Raw genomic sequence first — 15,197 nt, 5'->3', positions numbered from 1 at the left:
GATGGTTCACCAGATCGCCAAGGCGGTCCGACGACATGTCCATGCCGTAGACCTCCCACGGCGTGGTTTCCAGGATGCGGCGCGTCAGGTGGTGGCCGATGAAGCCGTTGACGCCAAGAATCAGGACCTTTTTCATCGGTTTTCCTCTGTGGACTGTGCGGAGATGATGTTCTGGAACTCGGTGGCGGACACCGGGCTGGCGTGGTCGGCGCTGCTGCCTTCGAGCAGTTGCAGCACGCGCAGCACGCCGCCGTCGCCGCAGATGGCGACGATGCGACCGTCCACGACGTGCAGCCCGCGCGGCAGGCCTGCGGGCGCCGCAGCGCTGTCAAGCCGCCGCGCTTGCGCGACGATAAAACGGCGTCCGCCAAGCTCGGTGAACGCGCCCGGGTAGGGCGGAGCCACTGCGCGGACGAGATTGTAGACCGCGGAGGCGGGCTGGTTGAAATCGATTCGGCCATCCTCGGGCTTGCGCCCGGAAAAATAGCTGCCGTCTGCCAGCCGATTCGGCCGCCTGGGCGTCTGGCCGGCCATCATGGCCGGCAGCGCGCGCCACAGCGTTTGTTCGGCGGCCACCGTCACTTTCTCGAAGACCTGCCCGGCCGTGTCGTCGGGCAGGATCGGCACCGAAGTCTGATCGACGATATAGCCGGCGTCGGGCTTGGCTTCCATCGCGTGCAGCGTGGCGCCGGTTTCGGTCTCGCCATGCAGCACCGCCCAGTTCACCGGCACGCGGCCGCGGTATTTCGGCAGCAGTGAGCCGTGCATGTTGAACGCGCCGGCCGGCGCGATCGCCAGCACATCGGCCGGGATCATGGCGCGATAGTAGAACGAGAAAATGACGTCGGGCCGCGCGGCGCGCACGGCGTCGGCCAGGGCCGGATCGGACGGATCTTCGCCGTACAGGAACGACAGGTTCAATTCCGCCGCCGTATCGGCCACGCGCGCGAACCATATGTTCTCGTCGGCACGGTCGCGGTGCGTGATGACCAACGCCACATCGACGCCGCGCGCGTGCAGCACGCGCAGGCAGCGGTCGCCGACATTGTGATAGGCAAAGACTACGGCGCGCACGATGCCTCCGACGCGACTTCCTGGCGCGGGTCGCGCGGGTTGTGCTCGAGCACGGCCTGGATACGGTAGCGCGGGCGGTCGCGCACTTCCTGGTAGATGCGGCCGATGTATTCGCCCAGCAAGCCGATGCCGAACAGCATGATGCCCATCAGGAAGAAGTTGAAGGCGAACAGCGTGAACACGCCTTGCACTTCCGAGCCGAGCAGGAAGCGACGGATCAGCAGGATCACGAACAGGCCCGCCGACGAGATCGACAACACCGTGCCGATGGCCGAGAACCATTGCAGCGGCACGATCGAGAAACCGGTGACAAGGTCGAAGTTCAGGCGGATTAGCTGGTACAGCGAATACTTCGATTCGCCCGCGTGGCGCTGCTCGTGGCCGACTTCGATTTCCACGGGGTTCGACGAGAACGTATACGCCAGCGCCGGGATGAAGGTGTTCACCTCGCGGCACGCGTTGATCGTGTCGATGACATTGCGGTCATAGGCGCGCAGCATGCAGCCCTGATCGGTCATCTTGATCTTGGTGATTTTCTCGCGCAGACGGTTCATCGCGCGCGACGCATAGCGCCGGAACGCGGTGTCGTTGCGCTGCCGGCGAATAGTGCCCACGTAGTCGTGGCCCTTGCGCATTTCTGCCACCAGGCGCGGAATTTCTTCCGGCGGGTTCTGCAGGTCCGCGTCAAGCGTGATGACGATGCGGCCGCGCGTGTGTTCGAAGCCCGCAAGGATTGCCATGTGCTGGCCAAAATTGCCGTTGAACAGGATCACCCGGGTCACGTCCGGGCGCTTGTGGAACTGCGCGGCCAGCAGCTGCGGCGAACGGTCGACGCTGCCATCGTTGACGAAGATGACCTCGTACGATTCACCCATCGCGTCGAGCGCCGGGTAGACGCGGTCGAACAGCGCCTGCAGTCCGCCTTCCTCGTTGTAGACGGGAATGACGACCGAGACCTCGACCGGGCTTAGTGAGAGAGACGTTTGCATGTTTGGCTGAGTGTTTCGCAAACCCGCGCCACATCGGCGGCCTGCATGGCAGGAAAGAGCGGCAGCGTGACGATGCCGCGGCCGATGCGTTCGGCATGCGGCAGCATGCCTTCGCGCCAGCCAAGGGAGCGGAAATAGGTAAACAGGTGAATCGGCGGATAATGCACGCCCGTGCCCACGCCACGTTCGCGCATGGCTTCCATTACATGCTTGCGCGCCTCGGCCGCACCGCCCTGCAGGCGATCGACCGGCAGCACCACCTGGAACATGTGCCAGTTGGTCGTTGCCGCGGACGGATCCCGCGGCAGCGGCAGTTCGATGCCGAGTTCGGCCAGGCCGGCGTCGGCCGCGCAACGGAAATATTCCTCGGCCAGTTGGGCGCGGCGCGTCGTGATGGCGTCGAGCTGCTGCAACTGCGCCAGCCCGATGGCCGCGTTCACATCGGTCAGGTTGAACTTGCCGCCCGGCTCCTCGACATCCATGCCGTCCATGCCGGTGCGGATGACGCCTTGCAGCCGCAGGCGCTCGGCACGCTGCGCCTCTTCGGGCGTGTTCATGACCAGGCAGCCGCCTTCGACGGTCGTGATGTTCTTGTTGGCCTGGAAGCTGAAGCTGACCAGATCGCCCAGCGCGCCGATGCGCTGTCCGCGCCAGCGCGAATCGATCGCCTGCGCCGCATCCTCGATCACGCGAAGACCGTGGCGCCGGGCGATCGCGTACAGCCGGTCCATATCGACCGGCAGGCCCGACAGGTACACGGGAATGATGGCGCGCGTGCGCGGCGTGATGGCCGCCTCGACGGCGTCGAGGTCGATGTTGCGGGTGCGCGGGTCGATGTCGACAAACACCGGCCGCGCGCCGACGGTCAGCACCACATTGGCCGTTGCCACCCAGGTGATCGGCGTGGTGATGACTTCGTCGCCGGGACCGATATCGGCAATGCGCAACGCGATTTCCATCGTTGCGGAGCCGTTCGAAAACGTGCGCACCGGCCGGCCGCCGAACAGTTCAGACAACGCGGCTTCGAAAGCCTGCACCTTCGGGCCGGACGTGATCCAGCCCGATGCCAGCACCTTGCCGACCTCGGCAATCGTGGCGTCATCGATATTGGGGCGTACGAACGGCAGGAAATCCTGCGAAGCGGAAGCAGTCATGTTCGATCAGGAACGGGCAATCAGGAAGACGCCAGCCAGTATCAGCACGATGCCGGCCATGCGCAAGGGACCGATCATCTCGCCGAACAGCCAGTAGGCGGCCAGCGCGTTGACCACATAGCCCAGCGAAAGCATCGGATAGGCAATCGACACGTCCACGCGCGACAGGCCGATGATCCATACGCCAACACTGACCACATACAGCGTGAGACCGCCGATCACGGGCCACTGCGTGAGCACGCGCAAGGCCGTGGAAAACAGCGTGGCGCGGTCGATGGTAATCGCGCCCACGGCATTGACGCCGGCCTTGAGCAGCAGCTGGGCGCAGGCGTTCAGCAGCACGCCGGTAAAGATGAATGCGAAAGTCGAAAGCGTCATGGGGCGGTTCGGGGCTGCTGAGCCGGCGCGGCCGCCGGCACGGGGAAATTGCTGGCGACCACGCGGCGGATGTCGCGCGCCACCACGTACACAGGCACGCCGCGGGCGGCCAGGTCGTCATAGGTTTCCGGCGACATGATACCGAGCGCGGGCTGGCCGTCGGTCCATTTGGCGATGAAACCGTCCATGGTCGGGATCCATTTGCCCGGCTCCTGCGTGGTGCCGAACTCCAGCTCGTCCGGATGGGCCACCATCGTCAGCGTGCGGCCCAGGTAAAACGGCAGCGTGTGATCGAGCACGCCCACGCCGTAGATCGGCATGTCGTCCTTGAGCACCGCCTTGATGGCAGGCACGAGGTCGATGCCGGAAGCGCGGCGGCCCATGACCTCGTGGCCCATCAGGCCGATCGTGCAGGTCAGGAACATCGCCAGCGAAAACGCCGCGATGCTGGGCAGCAGGCCGCGCGTGCGCAGCAGGCGGCGCGCCAGCAGCATGCCGGCCAACAGTACCGCAAACGCTACCCCAATATAGACCGCGAACGCGCGGAACACTTCATTGGGATTGGTGGGACGCGACAGCGTGGCTACCACCGGCGCGGCAGCCAGGCCGACCACCGCCAGCACCAGCAGCGCGTTGATCTGCCGGTTCCAGGAACGGTCGTTGATCTGGTCGAGCGCCACGCCTGCCAGGATGGCCAGCGCGGGAAACACCGGCACGATATAGCCGGGCAGCTTCGAGCCGGACAAGCTGAAGAACACAAAGATTGCGGCAAACCAGATCAGGCACAGCAGGGCGGGCTGGAACGGCTTGCCGCCGACACCGCGCGCCGCGCCCGCACGCTCGCGCACCACGTCCCACATGCGCGGGGTGAGGCCCAGCCAGGGCAGCAGGCCGGCCAGCAGCAGCGGCACGAAATACCAGATCGATCCCTTGCGCGCGTGCACCGTGGAGGTGTAGCGATCCCAGTGCTCGTGGATAAAGAAGAATTGCGGGAATTCGGGATTGCGCGAGGAAATCAGCCAGAACCAAGGCACCGTCACCACCAGCATCGCAACCATGCCGCTGGGCAGGTGCAAGCGGCGCCACAGGCCAAGATCACGCGTGACCAGCGTATAGACCACCAGCACCAGGCCGGGCAGGGCGATGCCGACCAGGCCCTTGGTCAGGATGGCGACGCCCATGGCCGCCCAGCAGGCCAACATCCACGCGCGCCGGGCGGCCGGCGAGGTGTCCGGGTGCTGGGCGAGCAGCATGAACGCCAGCACGCAGGCCAGGGCGCCAGACAATGTCATGTCCAGCGAATTGAAATGGCCGGCCACGCTCCACATCGGCATGGCCAGCATTGCCAGACCGGTCAGCAGGCCCACGCGGCAGCCGAACCAGCGCGCCGCCGCCAGCATCGTGACGGCGAGCCCGGCAATGCCCGACAGCGCCACGCATAGCCGTGCCTGCCAGTCGCCCACTCCGAACAGCTCATAGGCGATGGTGGTCACCCACAGGTGGAACGGCGGCTTCTCAAAGTATTTCAGTGCGTTATAGCGGATGGTGACCCAATCGCCAGTCACGAACATCTCGCGGGAGATCTCGGCGTAGCGGCCCTCGTCCGGACGCAGCAGGTGGCGGGCATCGAGCGTGCCGAACCAGACCAGAAGCACTGCGACAACTACCAGAGCGATCATGCCGACAGGCAGCCCGGCATGGCGCGAGGGCGAGGAACTACGCATATCTCTCCTGAAATGGCCGGGATACCGGAGGCGGGTTGTGCGGCTTGCGTTGTGGCGAACACCCCACAACGCGGCAAGCCCGGAATCGGTGGACAAACTGTGCGCCCGAAGCCGTTGCGAAGACCGCGCGCGCCGCCCGTTTTACCGCGCTGCGCCGCTGCCGCCAGGGCCGGCAAGGGTCCGCGGGCGCGCAATGTTAGCACGAGCGACTTGTCCGCCCTGCGGTTTGGGTGCTTCCGGCCCGTCCCGGCCGGGGAAGGGGTCATTTGCGCGCCATCGGTTTCGCGTGAATACTGGCGCCATTCCGAGTTGCCGCTGGCCCGATCCGACGGCGCCTTGGCCATGGGGACGGGGAATCGCGATGAAATCGGTGCTGTTGGCGTTATTGCTGATGGGTGGGGTGAACGTGGCGTGCGCCCAGGCCTCCGCCGCTGCGGCGGATCCGGCGGCGGCGCCGGTATCGGGCATGACGCCGCCGATGCCCAATGGCGCCGCGCTGTGCGACGCGCCGTGGTTCCGCTCCGGCTCGCGCGTGCAGATGGAGGGGGACGGATCGATGCCGATGTCGATCACCATGACGCTGCGCGAGGTGATGCGCACGGCGCGCGGCTGCAGTGCCCAGCTCGAGGTGCGTTCGAAGTCGGCGCTGTCGGCGCTGATGGGCCCGCCCGTGGTGATGGATCAGGTCCACGAGATCAATATCGACCGCAGCGCCGCCACGGCCCGCACGCGCATCGACAGCCGCAACGCCGTGATCAACGCTCGCGCGCGCTACGCGCGTATGTTCGGCGAAGCGTCGTTTACGGGCAGCGGCGTCTTCAACTACGCGGGCACGGAAATCCGCGAGGGCGCCATGCTCGACGGCGAGACGTTTCAGTCCAGCGTCGCGCTCAAGATCTACCCGCTGGGCCAGGACGAGGTGGTCGGCACGATGCAAGCGCTGCATGCGTCGATCATCGTCAGCGCGCGCCATGTGGGCCGCAGGCAGATGATCAACACGGTGATGGGGCGCAAGGAATGCATGCCGATCACCTACGAGAAACGCACATCGCTAGGCCCGCTGATGATCGGCGACGAACTGCTGCAGCTCGAGCCAAGCGTGCTCCATGTGACCGACTGGTACTGTCCCGCCGAGGCGTTCGTGCTGCGCACGGAGATCCGCCAGAACAACGAGGTCCAGCGCATCGACGTGACGGCGCTGGAACTGGACGTCAAGGACGACAACCGGTAAGGCGCCGGGACGCCCCAAAGCAATGAGCCCTTCGCTAGGAAGGGCTCATCGTTTTTTCAAGCTGCGCGAAGCTGCGGGTCAGTTGGCCGGCGTGGCTTTCTTAGTGGCCTTCTTGTTTGTCGACTTCTTCGGCGCGGCCGATTGATCGACCAGGTCGGCGCGCGTGCTCTTGTTCGCGCCTTGCGAGTAGGTGTCGAACTTGTCGCCGGCCTTGGCGCCCTGGCTGTAGGTATCGAACTTCTCGCCCGACTTGGCGCCTTGCGAATACGGATCGAACGACTTCTTGTCCTGCGCAACGGCGGCCACCGAAGCGGTGGCAAGACCCAGCGCAATGGCGGTGGCGATGAACTTGTTCATGAAATTTCTCCTCGGTTGCCGCCTTCGGCGGTTCGCGTTATTCCGGTTCTACCGGCCGGTAAAACCGCGCTGGGCCAGTGTGGACAAGGCGTGGCGGGCCGTCAACTCAGGGCTTTTCCGGGGGCGTTGCGCCGGAAATGCTTACTCCGTCACAACGTCCGAGGGGTGTTTCCAGGCCTGCAGGACTTCAGCGGAAGGCGGCAGCGCCAGGTTGGTGCCGCGCGCGCCGATGCCTTGCTGGAACCAGCGCTTCTGCAGTGCCGCGGCATCCGCGCTGGCAAACGTCTTGGCCAGCGTCTGATCGACCAAATGCTTCCACTCGGGATCGGCCTTGGACATCATCAGGGCGTTCTGTTCGACCGAAAGTGCCGGCCCGACGATCACGTATTGCGAGGGGTCCTTGGACTTGGCGCGCAGTCCGGCCAGCAGGACGTCGTCCATCACGAAGGCCTGGGCGCGGCCGGTTTCCAGCAGCAGGAACGATTCGCCGTGATCCTTGGCGTAGACGTCGCGGAATCCGTATTCGCTCTTGAGGCGGCGCACGTGGCGATCGCCGGTCGATCCAGCGCTGGTCACCACGGTCTTGCCCCGCAGGTCGTCAAACGACTTGATGCCCGAATCGGCGCGCACCAGCATGCGCACGGTGGACACATAGTGCGACACGCTGAAGGCCACCTGTTTCTGACGTTCGAGCGTATTGGTGTTGGGCGCGCAGTCGAGGTCGACCAGTCCGTTGACGACGGCCGGCACGCGATTCTGCGGCGTCAGCGGCAGCCAGCGTACCTTGAGGTCCTTCAACCCCAGCTTGTGCTTGGCGGCGTCGGCCACGCGCAGGCACAGATCCACGGCATAGCCGGCCGGCTGCCCCTTGTCGTCGCCAAATGAAAACGGCAGCGCCGATTCGCGGTAGCCAAGCGTGATGGTGCCGGTTTCGCGGATCTTGTCGAGCACGGGGCTTTGGGCGTGGGCGGCCGGCGCCAGGACGGCCGTGAGTGCCACGGCGGCGGCGATGCGTTGAACGGAACGGTGGAGCGAGCGGAAGAAAACAGGCGACGACATGGGCGGGGTCAGGCTAGCAAAGACGCAAGGGTATACCCGGCCCCTGACAGGGCGAAGTATTTGTTTCTTATTAGCTAATTCCCAAATGTGGGGCGCAGGCGGCCCCGCCGGGCGCACATGTATCGGCGCTTACAAAGGTTACGCACCATCCACATTCCCACGCGCACTGTTCCGGGTACAATGCGGGCCATTTTGTATCTTTCCTATAACAAATGAGCCCCCGTCCTTCCCGTCTGGCATGTATCGATGCCCTGAAGGCGGTCAGCTCACAGCTGATCGTGCTGCACCACCTGGCCTTCTACGGCCCCATGTCCGATGCCGCCCACGCCCTGGCGCCCGGACTGATCGGCTGGCTGGCCGATTACGCGCGCATCGCGGTGCAGGTGTTTCTGGTGATTAGCGGATTCCTGGCGGCGCGCAGCCTGGCGCCGGCCGGCCACCTGACCACGCCGCGGCCGCTGGCGACCGTATGGCGGCGCTATCAGAAACTGGTGGTGCCTTATGCCGCGGCAATCGTGATCGCCATCGTCGGGGCGGCCGTCGCCCGAACCTGGATGCACCACGATTCGATCCCCGCGGCGCCTCAGCTCGCGCAATTTGTCGCGCATATCCTGCTGCTGCACAACATTCTCGATGTCGATGCGCTATCGGCCGGCGTCTGGTATATCGCCATCGATCTGCAACTGTTCGCGCTGCTGGTTTTCACGCTGTGGCTTGGCCGCGCCGTATCGCGCAACGCGCTGGCGCTCGGCGTGCCGTTGGTGGCGGCGCTGGCCGGGTTGTCCCTGTTCTGGTTCAACCGCGATGCCAGCTGGGACATCTGGGCCGTCTATTTCTTTGGCGCCTATGGCATGGGCGTGCTGGCCTTCTGGGCGTCCAATCCCGAACGTTCGCCGATGTCGCTGATCGTATTGGCGGCGATGGGCGCGGCCGCGCTGGTGGTCGATTTCCGCCTGCGGATCGCCGTGGCGCTGGCTACCGCGCTGCTGCTGGCCGTCTCGCGCCGCGGCGGCTGGCTGGAGCACTGGCCCGGCGGCCGGCTCACCGCGTATTTCGGCAAGATCTCCTATTCGGTATTCCTGGTGCATTTTCCGGTCTGCTTGATGGTCAACGCCGTGGTGACGCACGTTGCGCCCGGCAAGCCGATGGCCAATGCGCTGGGCATGGTGCTGGCGTGGATCGCCAGCAATGTCGCTGGCGCGGCGTTCCATCGCCATGTTGAAGCGGGCAATCCGCTGCGCAGGCTGGTTGACTGGCTGACGGCCGATCTGCCGTCCCGTGCGCGTGGGCGCATCGGGGAACGCGTGGGCGGCTAACCGTTATCCGCGCAGTGACGCCTGAAATACAAACGGCACGTTCTCACCGAGCGTGCCGTTTTTGTTTTGGCGAGCGAAGAAAACGAAATTGCGCGCCGCGCTTCAGGCGAACGTGGGCCGCAGCTCGCGCAGCGTGTCCGGATCGGAAATGATGCGGTCCCAGATCACTTGCGACCCCACCTCGGGAGGTTGCTTTTCCAGGTCCTGGTCGCCCGAAACGACGCAGCGCACGCGCGGTTGCTCGCCCTGCATGACCATCGCGCAGGCCTTGGGCAGCGGCGATGCGGTTTCAGCGGGACCGGCAAAGGCGGTGGCGGGGACGACGACCACCGCAGACATGAACAACAGGGCGCGGACGACAACGGTGGCGGGCAGCTTCTTCACGATCAACTCCAGGGGCGACGTGAGCCGGTACGGCTCGATGCCCTGAAGTATTGAAATTGCCCGACCCTTGCGGAATAGCCGCGACCCTAAAACTCCAGCCCGCGCACGGAGGCGTGCGCATGCACCGACATGTATCGTTTGCGCCCCCGATCAGCGATGTGTCGACATCTGTTGCGCACATGCACGGTGCGTACGGGATGCCACTAACCGTAACAACCCCACTTGGGCGTTGGCATGAGTGTTGCCTAGTATGGATTCATAAACCTGACCATTTGGTCAGGTTCCAGTACCGGCACGATGCCGGGAGACGAGGCTGCCATGTCCGACCATATCGTCCTGACCTCACACGCGCGCCGCGACAAGCCGGCCGAACCCATCCACTGGGGCGCGCCCACGGCGGCCGAACGCGGACCTGTGATCGCCAGCCTGACCGATCCGGTACAGCGCAACGTCATCGGCACGCACGCCGGCGCCTATGCGATCTATCGCGCGCTGGCAGTGGCGTCGGGCAGCCTGCAACGCGCGCATCGGCCGGACCTCACCGACACCGCGCCGGCCGAGACCATCGGGCCGCATGATCAGTGGGGCGACCCGGACAAGATCGTATCGCTCGATCCCTGGGGGCATCTGGTTTCCAGCGTGTTTGCCGATCGCATCGCCGCCGGCTTCGACATTCGCCCGACCATCGCCATCACGCGCGCGCATATCAACATGCCGGAACTGATCGCGGCCATCGCGGCGGGCCGTCTGAAACCGGACGGCGAAATTCTCTACGCCAACGGCGATGTGCGCGTGACCAAGGCGGCGATCGATCCGGTCTGGTATCTGCCGGGCATCGCGCGGCGCTTCAACATCAAGGAAAGTGTCCTGCGGCGCAGCCTGTTCGAGCAGACCGGCGGAATGTTTCCGGAACTGGTCACGCGACCGGACCTCAAGGTGTTCCTGCCGCCGATCGGCGGCATGACGCTGTACTTCTTTGGCGATGTCGGCAAGCTCGGCCAGCCCGACACCAAGGTGGCATGCCGCGTGCACGACGAATGCAATGGTTCAGATGTGTTCGGTTCCGATATCTGTACATGCAGGCCTTATCTCGCGCATGGCATCGAGGTGTGTATCGAGATGGCGCAGCAGGGCGGCGTAGGCCTGGTGGTCTATAACCGGAAGGAAGGCCGTGCGCTGGGCGAAGTCACAAAGTTCCTGGTCTACAACGCGCGCAAGCGGCAGGTGGGCGGCGATCGCGCCGAAACCTACTTCGCGCGGACCGAATGCGTGGCCGGCGTGCAGGACATGCGGTTCCAGGAACTGATGCCCGATGTATTCCACTGGCTCGGCATCCGGCGCATCGATCGCTGGGCCTCGATGAGCAATATGAAACATGGCGCGCTGACCGCGCAGGGCATCGAAGTGGTCGAGCAGGTGGCGATCCCCGAGGCGCTGATTCCGGCCGATGCGCGCGTGGAAATCGATGCGAAGGTGGCGGCGGGTTACTTCACCAGCTATTCGCCGCCTGACGCCAACGAACTCGCCCTGGCAAAGGGCAGGGGGTTGAACGAATGAACGAGTATCCCGCAGGGGAAGCGTCCGGTTCCGGCACGGGCAGCGGCTGGCACAGCCCGGTTCCCGCCGATCATCCCGCGTCCGCGCTGCTCAGTGGCGAAGCGGTGCGCACCCATTGCAAGGCGGTGACCGAGTATGTTGCGGCGGGCGAGTCGGACCTGTTCACATGGCATGCGGATCGCGTCCACGCGATTGCCGACTATGTCGCCGCGACGATCCGCCGCCGCTATCCCGATCTGCAGGTTCCCTACCACAGCCGCTGGCGCCATTTCGAAAGCGGCGGGCCGGGACAGGACGCGATCAATCGCTGGCAGATCCTGTGCGAGCGCGCGGGCATGTCGGGCGCCGAGCATTGCACCGAACGCGCGCGCATCGGTATCGATCTCGTGATTCCAAGCGTGTTGCTCGATGCCGGCGCGGGACCCGACTGGCGCTACCGCGATCCCGCCAGCGACATGATGCTGACGCGTTCGGAAGGGCTCGGCGTGGCCAGCTTCGATCTGTTCGCCCGGGGCGGTTTTTCTGCAGAGCCAGGCGATCCGCTGCGCGCCGACGCCGAACGCCTGGCGCGTATCGACGCATCGACGATTGCCACGGCGTTTCAGGTGGCGCAGCACAATCCGCTGGTTGGCCTGGAAGGGCGCGCTGGGCTGTTGAGGCGTCTTGGCGAGGTGATGCAGGCCACGCCCGCGGTGTTCGGCACGCCGGCGCGGCTGGGCAACCTGTTCGACTATCTGGCCGCTCACGCCCAGGACGGGCGCATCGAAGCCGGTTTCGTGCTGCGCACGCTGCTGGTGGCGCTGGGCCCGGTGTGGCCGGGCAGAGTGCAGCTCGACGGGATTTCCCTGGGCGACTGCTGGCGTCACCAGGCTGCGCCCGACGGGCTAGTGCCGTTCCACAAGCTCACGCAATGGCTCACCTATTCGCTGCTGGAGCCGCTCGAGGACGGCGGCTTGGTCGTGGTGGGGCTGGACGCGCTCACAGGCCTGCCGGAGTACCGCAATGGCGGGCTGCTCTACGACTTCGAACTGACCGTGCCGCGCGATAGCGAATTCGCCCATCGCACGCACACGGTGGACGAGCCCGAGATTGTCGAATGGCGTGCGCTGACCGTGACGGGGCTCGATCTCGTGGCCGATGGCGTGCGGCAGGCGCTGGGTTTGTCGGCCGATGAATTCCCGCTGGCGCGCGTGCTGGAAGGCGGCACCTGGGCCGCCGGGCGACGTATCGCCGCGCAACGCCGCCCGCCCGGCGGGCCGCCGCCCTTTGCAATCCAGAGCGACGGCACCGTGTTCTGACGCCTTTTATCGCGCAACGCTACGTAATGCGGCGCCGCGCAGGACGCGGCGCCGAACGTGGCAACCACAGTAGTCGCCAACGCAAACGCAGTGTCAGTCAGCCAGTGCGAGGCGGGCGAGGGCCCGCTGCGTCCGGCCCATGCAAACGCCTGAAACCAAGGAGCGCATCATGAACGACATGTCCGCCGCGGCCCAACCCGTCGCGCAGGCTTTTGCCGAAACCGGGGCTGCATCGCCAGCGTTAATGGTGGTCAACCATCCGCTGGTACAGCACAAGGTCACCCTGGTGCGCAGCGAGGACACCACCACCGACAACTTTCGCCGCCTGGTGCGCGAAATCAGCCAATTGCTGACGTACGAGGCCACGCGCGATCTGGCCATGGAAACCGTGGCGATCAAGACGCCGATCGCGCCGATGCAATCGCCAGTGCTGTCGGGCAAGAAGCTGTGCCTGGTGTCGATCCTGCGCGCAGGCAATGGCTTTCTCGACGGCATGCTCGACCTGTTGCCAGCCGCGCGCGTCGGGCATATCGGCCTGTATCGCGACCCCGAAACGCTGGAACCGATCGAGTATTACTTCAAGATGCCCGAGGACATCCAGGAACGCTTTGTAATCGTGGTCGATCCGATGCTGGCCACCGGCAACTCGGCCATTGCTGCGATCAACCGCCTCAAGGAGGCGGGCGTGACCACCATGAAATACGTCTGCCTGATCGCCTCGCGCCCCGGTCTGCACGCGTTGCAATCGGCGCATCCGGACGTCGCCATCGTGACCGCGGCGATCGATGACGAATTGAACGAGCACGGCTACATCGTGCCCGGTCTGGGCGACGCCGGCGACCGGCTGTATGGCACCAAATGATGGCCGCGCAGGCATGCGCGCCGCTGGCGCGCGAATCGGCCGGGCGTATTCGCCAGGAGAACGAGGCGCTGATCCTGCGCGCAGCGGAACATGTATTCGCCCGCGCGGGATTTGCCGGCGCCACGATGGCGGACATCGCCACGCGCGCGGGCGTGCCGAAATCGAATCTGCATTACTACTTTCGTACCAAGCAGGCGCTGTATCGCGCGGTGCTGGCGCATACGCTGCAGCTGTGGCTATCAGAGACGGACATCATCAGCGCCGAGCACGACCCGCGGCTGGCGCTGGAACAGTACATCCGCGCCAAGATGCGGCTTTCTGCCAGTCACCCCGACGCGTCGCGCGTGTTCGCCAATGAACTGCTGCACGGCGCACCGGAAATTGGCGGCGTGCTGCGTCAGGTGCTGCACGAGCTGATCGAGCGAAAGGCCATGGTGATCCGCGCATGGATCGACGACGGCCATATGGCGCCCGTCGATCCCTACCACCTGTTTTTCACGATCTGGGCATCGACCCAGACCTATGCGGATTTCGAAGCGCAAGTCTGTGCCGTATTGGGCGTGAGCCAGCTCGATGCGGAGGACTTCGAGCGCGCCACGGAGCATCTGGTGACGCTGATGCTGCGCGGCTGCGGGCTGCGCGAGGAAAGCCGCGGTGCGGCTGGCGCGCCATAGCCGCAAGGCATTGCCACGAATATCGCTGTCAAATCACGCGCAACGCGCGCGCACAACGTAGAAAAGGGGAGTGAATTCATGCACAACGGAAGCGATCGCCGCAACTGGATGAAGGCCGCCGCAGCCGCCGCGGCGCTGGCCGCCATCGGCTTGTCGCCAGCGGCCTACGGCCAGTCGAAGATCAAGGTGGCCGCGGTCTACACGGTGCCGGTGGAGCAGCAGTGGGTGTCGCGCATCCACAAGGCGCTCAACGAGGCCAAGTCGCGTGGCGAGATCGACTACGTGTTTTCTGAAAGCGTGTCGAATGCCGATTACGAACGCGTGATGCGTCAGTATGCGGAACAGGGCTCGGCGCTGATCGTCGGTGAATCGTTCGCGGTGGAAGGCGCGGCGCGCAAGGTGGCAAAGGACTATCCGAAGACCGCCTTCCTGATGGGATCGTCGGGCAAGCCGCAGGCGCCCAACTTCTCGGTGTTCGACAACTACATCCAGGAGCCGTCGTACCTGACTGGCATGATCGCGGGCGGCATGACCAAGACCAACCATATCGGCATGGTCGGCGGCTACGCGATTCCGGAAGTCAATCGCCTGATGCATGCGTTCATGGAAGGCGCACGCGAGGTCAATCCGAAGGTGAAGTTCACGGTCAGCTTTATCGGCTCGTGGTTCGATCCGCCCAAGGCCAAGGAGGCCGCGTTCGCGATGATCGACAAGGGCGCCGATGTGCTCTACGCCGAGCGCTTTGGCGTGTCGGACGCCGCTAAGGAGCGCGGCAAGCTGGCTATCGGCAACGTGATCAACACGCAGCCGCAGTATCCAACCACGGTGGTGGCCTCCGCGTTGTGGAACATGGAGCCGACCATCGCCGCCGCGCTCTCCAAGGTGAAGTCGGGGCAGTTCAAGAACGAGGATTACGGCCAGTACTCGCTGATGAAATACAAGGGCGCCGAGCTCGCCCCGCTGGGCACGTTCGAAGGCAAGGTGCCCGCCGACGTGATGGCCAAGGTCAAGGCGAAGGAACGCGCGATTCTCGACGGCAAGACCACTATCAAGGTGGTGGAAACCGAGCCGAAATCGACGCCGTGACAGCGACGTCGTGACAGGTGCCATGACCGACGCGGATCCACATGGCGGCGCTGT

At 65.1% G+C, this 15,197-nt stretch carries 15 protein-coding genes and 1 pseudogene; 7 read left to right on the top strand and 9 right to left on the bottom strand.

Annotated elements, in window-relative coordinates; translation table 11 throughout:
• From F7R19_RS30625 to F7R19_RS14200, 6 genes and pseudogenes are all read right to left on the bottom strand, one after another.
• Positions 1 to 262 (bottom strand): NAD-dependent epimerase/dehydratase family protein (locus F7R19_RS30625; protein WP_409364586.1); only part of this gene is annotated, 262 nt, incomplete at its 3' end.
• Positions 214 to 1,023, bottom strand: a pseudogene (locus tag F7R19_RS14220) (formyltransferase); the annotation flags it as partial. The pseudogene F7R19_RS14220 and the gene F7R19_RS30625, both read right to left, overlap by 49 nt.
• A gap of 38 nt (positions 1,024 to 1,061) precedes the next feature.
• Entirely contained in the window at positions 1,062 to 2,063 is a 1,002-nt protein-coding gene (locus tag F7R19_RS14215; RefSeq protein WP_061959641.1) for a glycosyltransferase, read from the bottom strand.
• Complete coding sequence (locus F7R19_RS14210; RefSeq protein WP_061959642.1) at positions 2,042 to 3,217, bottom strand: DegT/DnrJ/EryC1/StrS family aminotransferase; 1,176 nt, start codon at positions 3,215 to 3,217, stop codon at positions 2,042 to 2,044. Before F7R19_RS14210 ends, F7R19_RS14215 begins: the two co-directional genes overlap by 22 nt.
• Positions 3,218 to 3,223: 6 nt before the next feature.
• A complete protein-coding gene (locus F7R19_RS14205; RefSeq protein WP_061959643.1) occupies positions 3,224 to 3,595 on the bottom strand; it encodes a DMT family transporter in 372 nt (123 codons plus the stop codon).
• A complete protein-coding gene (locus tag F7R19_RS14200; protein WP_150981041.1) occupies positions 3,592 to 5,319 on the bottom strand; it encodes a glycosyltransferase family 39 protein in 1,728 nt (575 codons plus the stop codon). The genes F7R19_RS14205 and F7R19_RS14200 overlap by 4 nt, the downstream gene beginning before the upstream one ends.
• A 361-nt stretch (positions 5,320 to 5,680) precedes the next feature.
• On the opposite strand from F7R19_RS14200, the gene F7R19_RS14195 reads away from it, so the two are divergent.
• Complete coding sequence (locus tag F7R19_RS14195) at positions 5,681 to 6,550, top strand: hypothetical protein (protein ID WP_061959645.1); 870 nt, start codon at positions 5,681 to 5,683, stop codon at positions 6,548 to 6,550.
• A gap of 78 nt (positions 6,551 to 6,628) precedes the next feature.
• Here F7R19_RS14195 and F7R19_RS14190 read toward each other — a convergent pair whose 3' ends face one another.
• Both F7R19_RS14190 and F7R19_RS14185 read right to left on the bottom strand, forming a co-directional pair.
• Positions 6,629 to 6,907 carry a hypothetical protein gene (locus F7R19_RS14190; RefSeq protein ID WP_061959646.1) on the bottom strand — a complete coding sequence of 93 codons (279 nt, stop codon included), beginning with the start codon at positions 6,905 to 6,907 and terminating at the stop codon, positions 6,629 to 6,631.
• 141 nt (positions 6,908 to 7,048) lie between these two features.
• On the bottom strand, positions 7,049 to 7,966 hold the full coding sequence (locus tag F7R19_RS14185; protein WP_150981040.1) for an amino acid ABC transporter substrate-binding protein: 918 nt from the start codon (positions 7,964 to 7,966) through the stop codon (positions 7,049 to 7,051).
• Positions 7,967 to 8,178: 212 nt separating this feature from the next.
• Between F7R19_RS14185 and F7R19_RS14180 the strand changes: the two genes are divergently transcribed.
• On the top strand, positions 8,179 to 9,282 hold the full coding sequence (locus F7R19_RS14180; protein ID WP_061959648.1) for an acyltransferase family protein: 1,104 nt from the start codon (positions 8,179 to 8,181) through the stop codon (positions 9,280 to 9,282).
• A 102-nt stretch (positions 9,283 to 9,384) separates the two neighbouring features.
• Here the strand turns inward: F7R19_RS14180 and F7R19_RS14175 are convergent, their stop codons facing one another.
• Positions 9,385 to 9,666 (bottom strand): hypothetical protein, encoded by a 282-nt coding sequence (locus tag F7R19_RS14175; protein ID WP_150981039.1) that lies wholly within the window; start codon positions 9,664 to 9,666, stop codon positions 9,385 to 9,387.
• Between the two features lie 318 nt (positions 9,667 to 9,984).
• Between F7R19_RS14175 and F7R19_RS14170 the strand changes: the two genes are divergently transcribed.
• From F7R19_RS14170 to F7R19_RS14150, 5 genes are all read left to right on the top strand, one after another.
• Positions 9,985 to 11,223, top strand: coding sequence for a GTP cyclohydrolase II (locus F7R19_RS14170; RefSeq protein WP_061959656.1), 1,239 nt, complete (start codon positions 9,985 to 9,987; stop codon positions 11,221 to 11,223).
• The gene (locus F7R19_RS14165; RefSeq protein WP_150981038.1) at positions 11,220 to 12,521 is read left to right on the top strand and encodes a URC4/urg3 family protein; all 1,302 of its coding nucleotides are present in this window, start codon (positions 11,220 to 11,222) and stop codon (positions 12,519 to 12,521) included. Before F7R19_RS14170 ends, F7R19_RS14165 begins: the two co-directional genes overlap by 4 nt.
• Before the next feature lie 169 nt (positions 12,522 to 12,690).
• Complete coding sequence (gene upp / locus F7R19_RS14160) at positions 12,691 to 13,383, top strand: uracil phosphoribosyltransferase (RefSeq protein WP_150981037.1); 693 nt, start codon at positions 12,691 to 12,693, stop codon at positions 13,381 to 13,383.
• The gene (locus tag F7R19_RS14155) at positions 13,380 to 14,057 is read left to right on the top strand and encodes a TetR/AcrR family transcriptional regulator (protein WP_099047649.1); all 678 of its coding nucleotides are present in this window, start codon (positions 13,380 to 13,382) and stop codon (positions 14,055 to 14,057) included. The genes upp and F7R19_RS14155 overlap by 4 nt, the downstream gene beginning before the upstream one ends.
• A 108-nt stretch (positions 14,058 to 14,165) precedes the next feature.
• Positions 14,166 to 15,143 carry a BMP family protein gene (locus tag F7R19_RS14150; RefSeq protein ID WP_150981050.1) on the top strand — a complete coding sequence of 326 codons (978 nt, stop codon included), beginning with the start codon at positions 14,166 to 14,168 and terminating at the stop codon, positions 15,141 to 15,143.
• Positions 15,144 to 15,197 lie beyond the last annotated feature (54 nt).

It is taken from the genome of Cupriavidus pauculus (assembly GCF_008801835.1).
GTDB lineage: Bacteria > Pseudomonadota > Gammaproteobacteria > Burkholderiales > Burkholderiaceae > Cupriavidus > Cupriavidus pauculus.
This window is presented reverse-complemented; position numbering and strand designations above follow the sequence as displayed.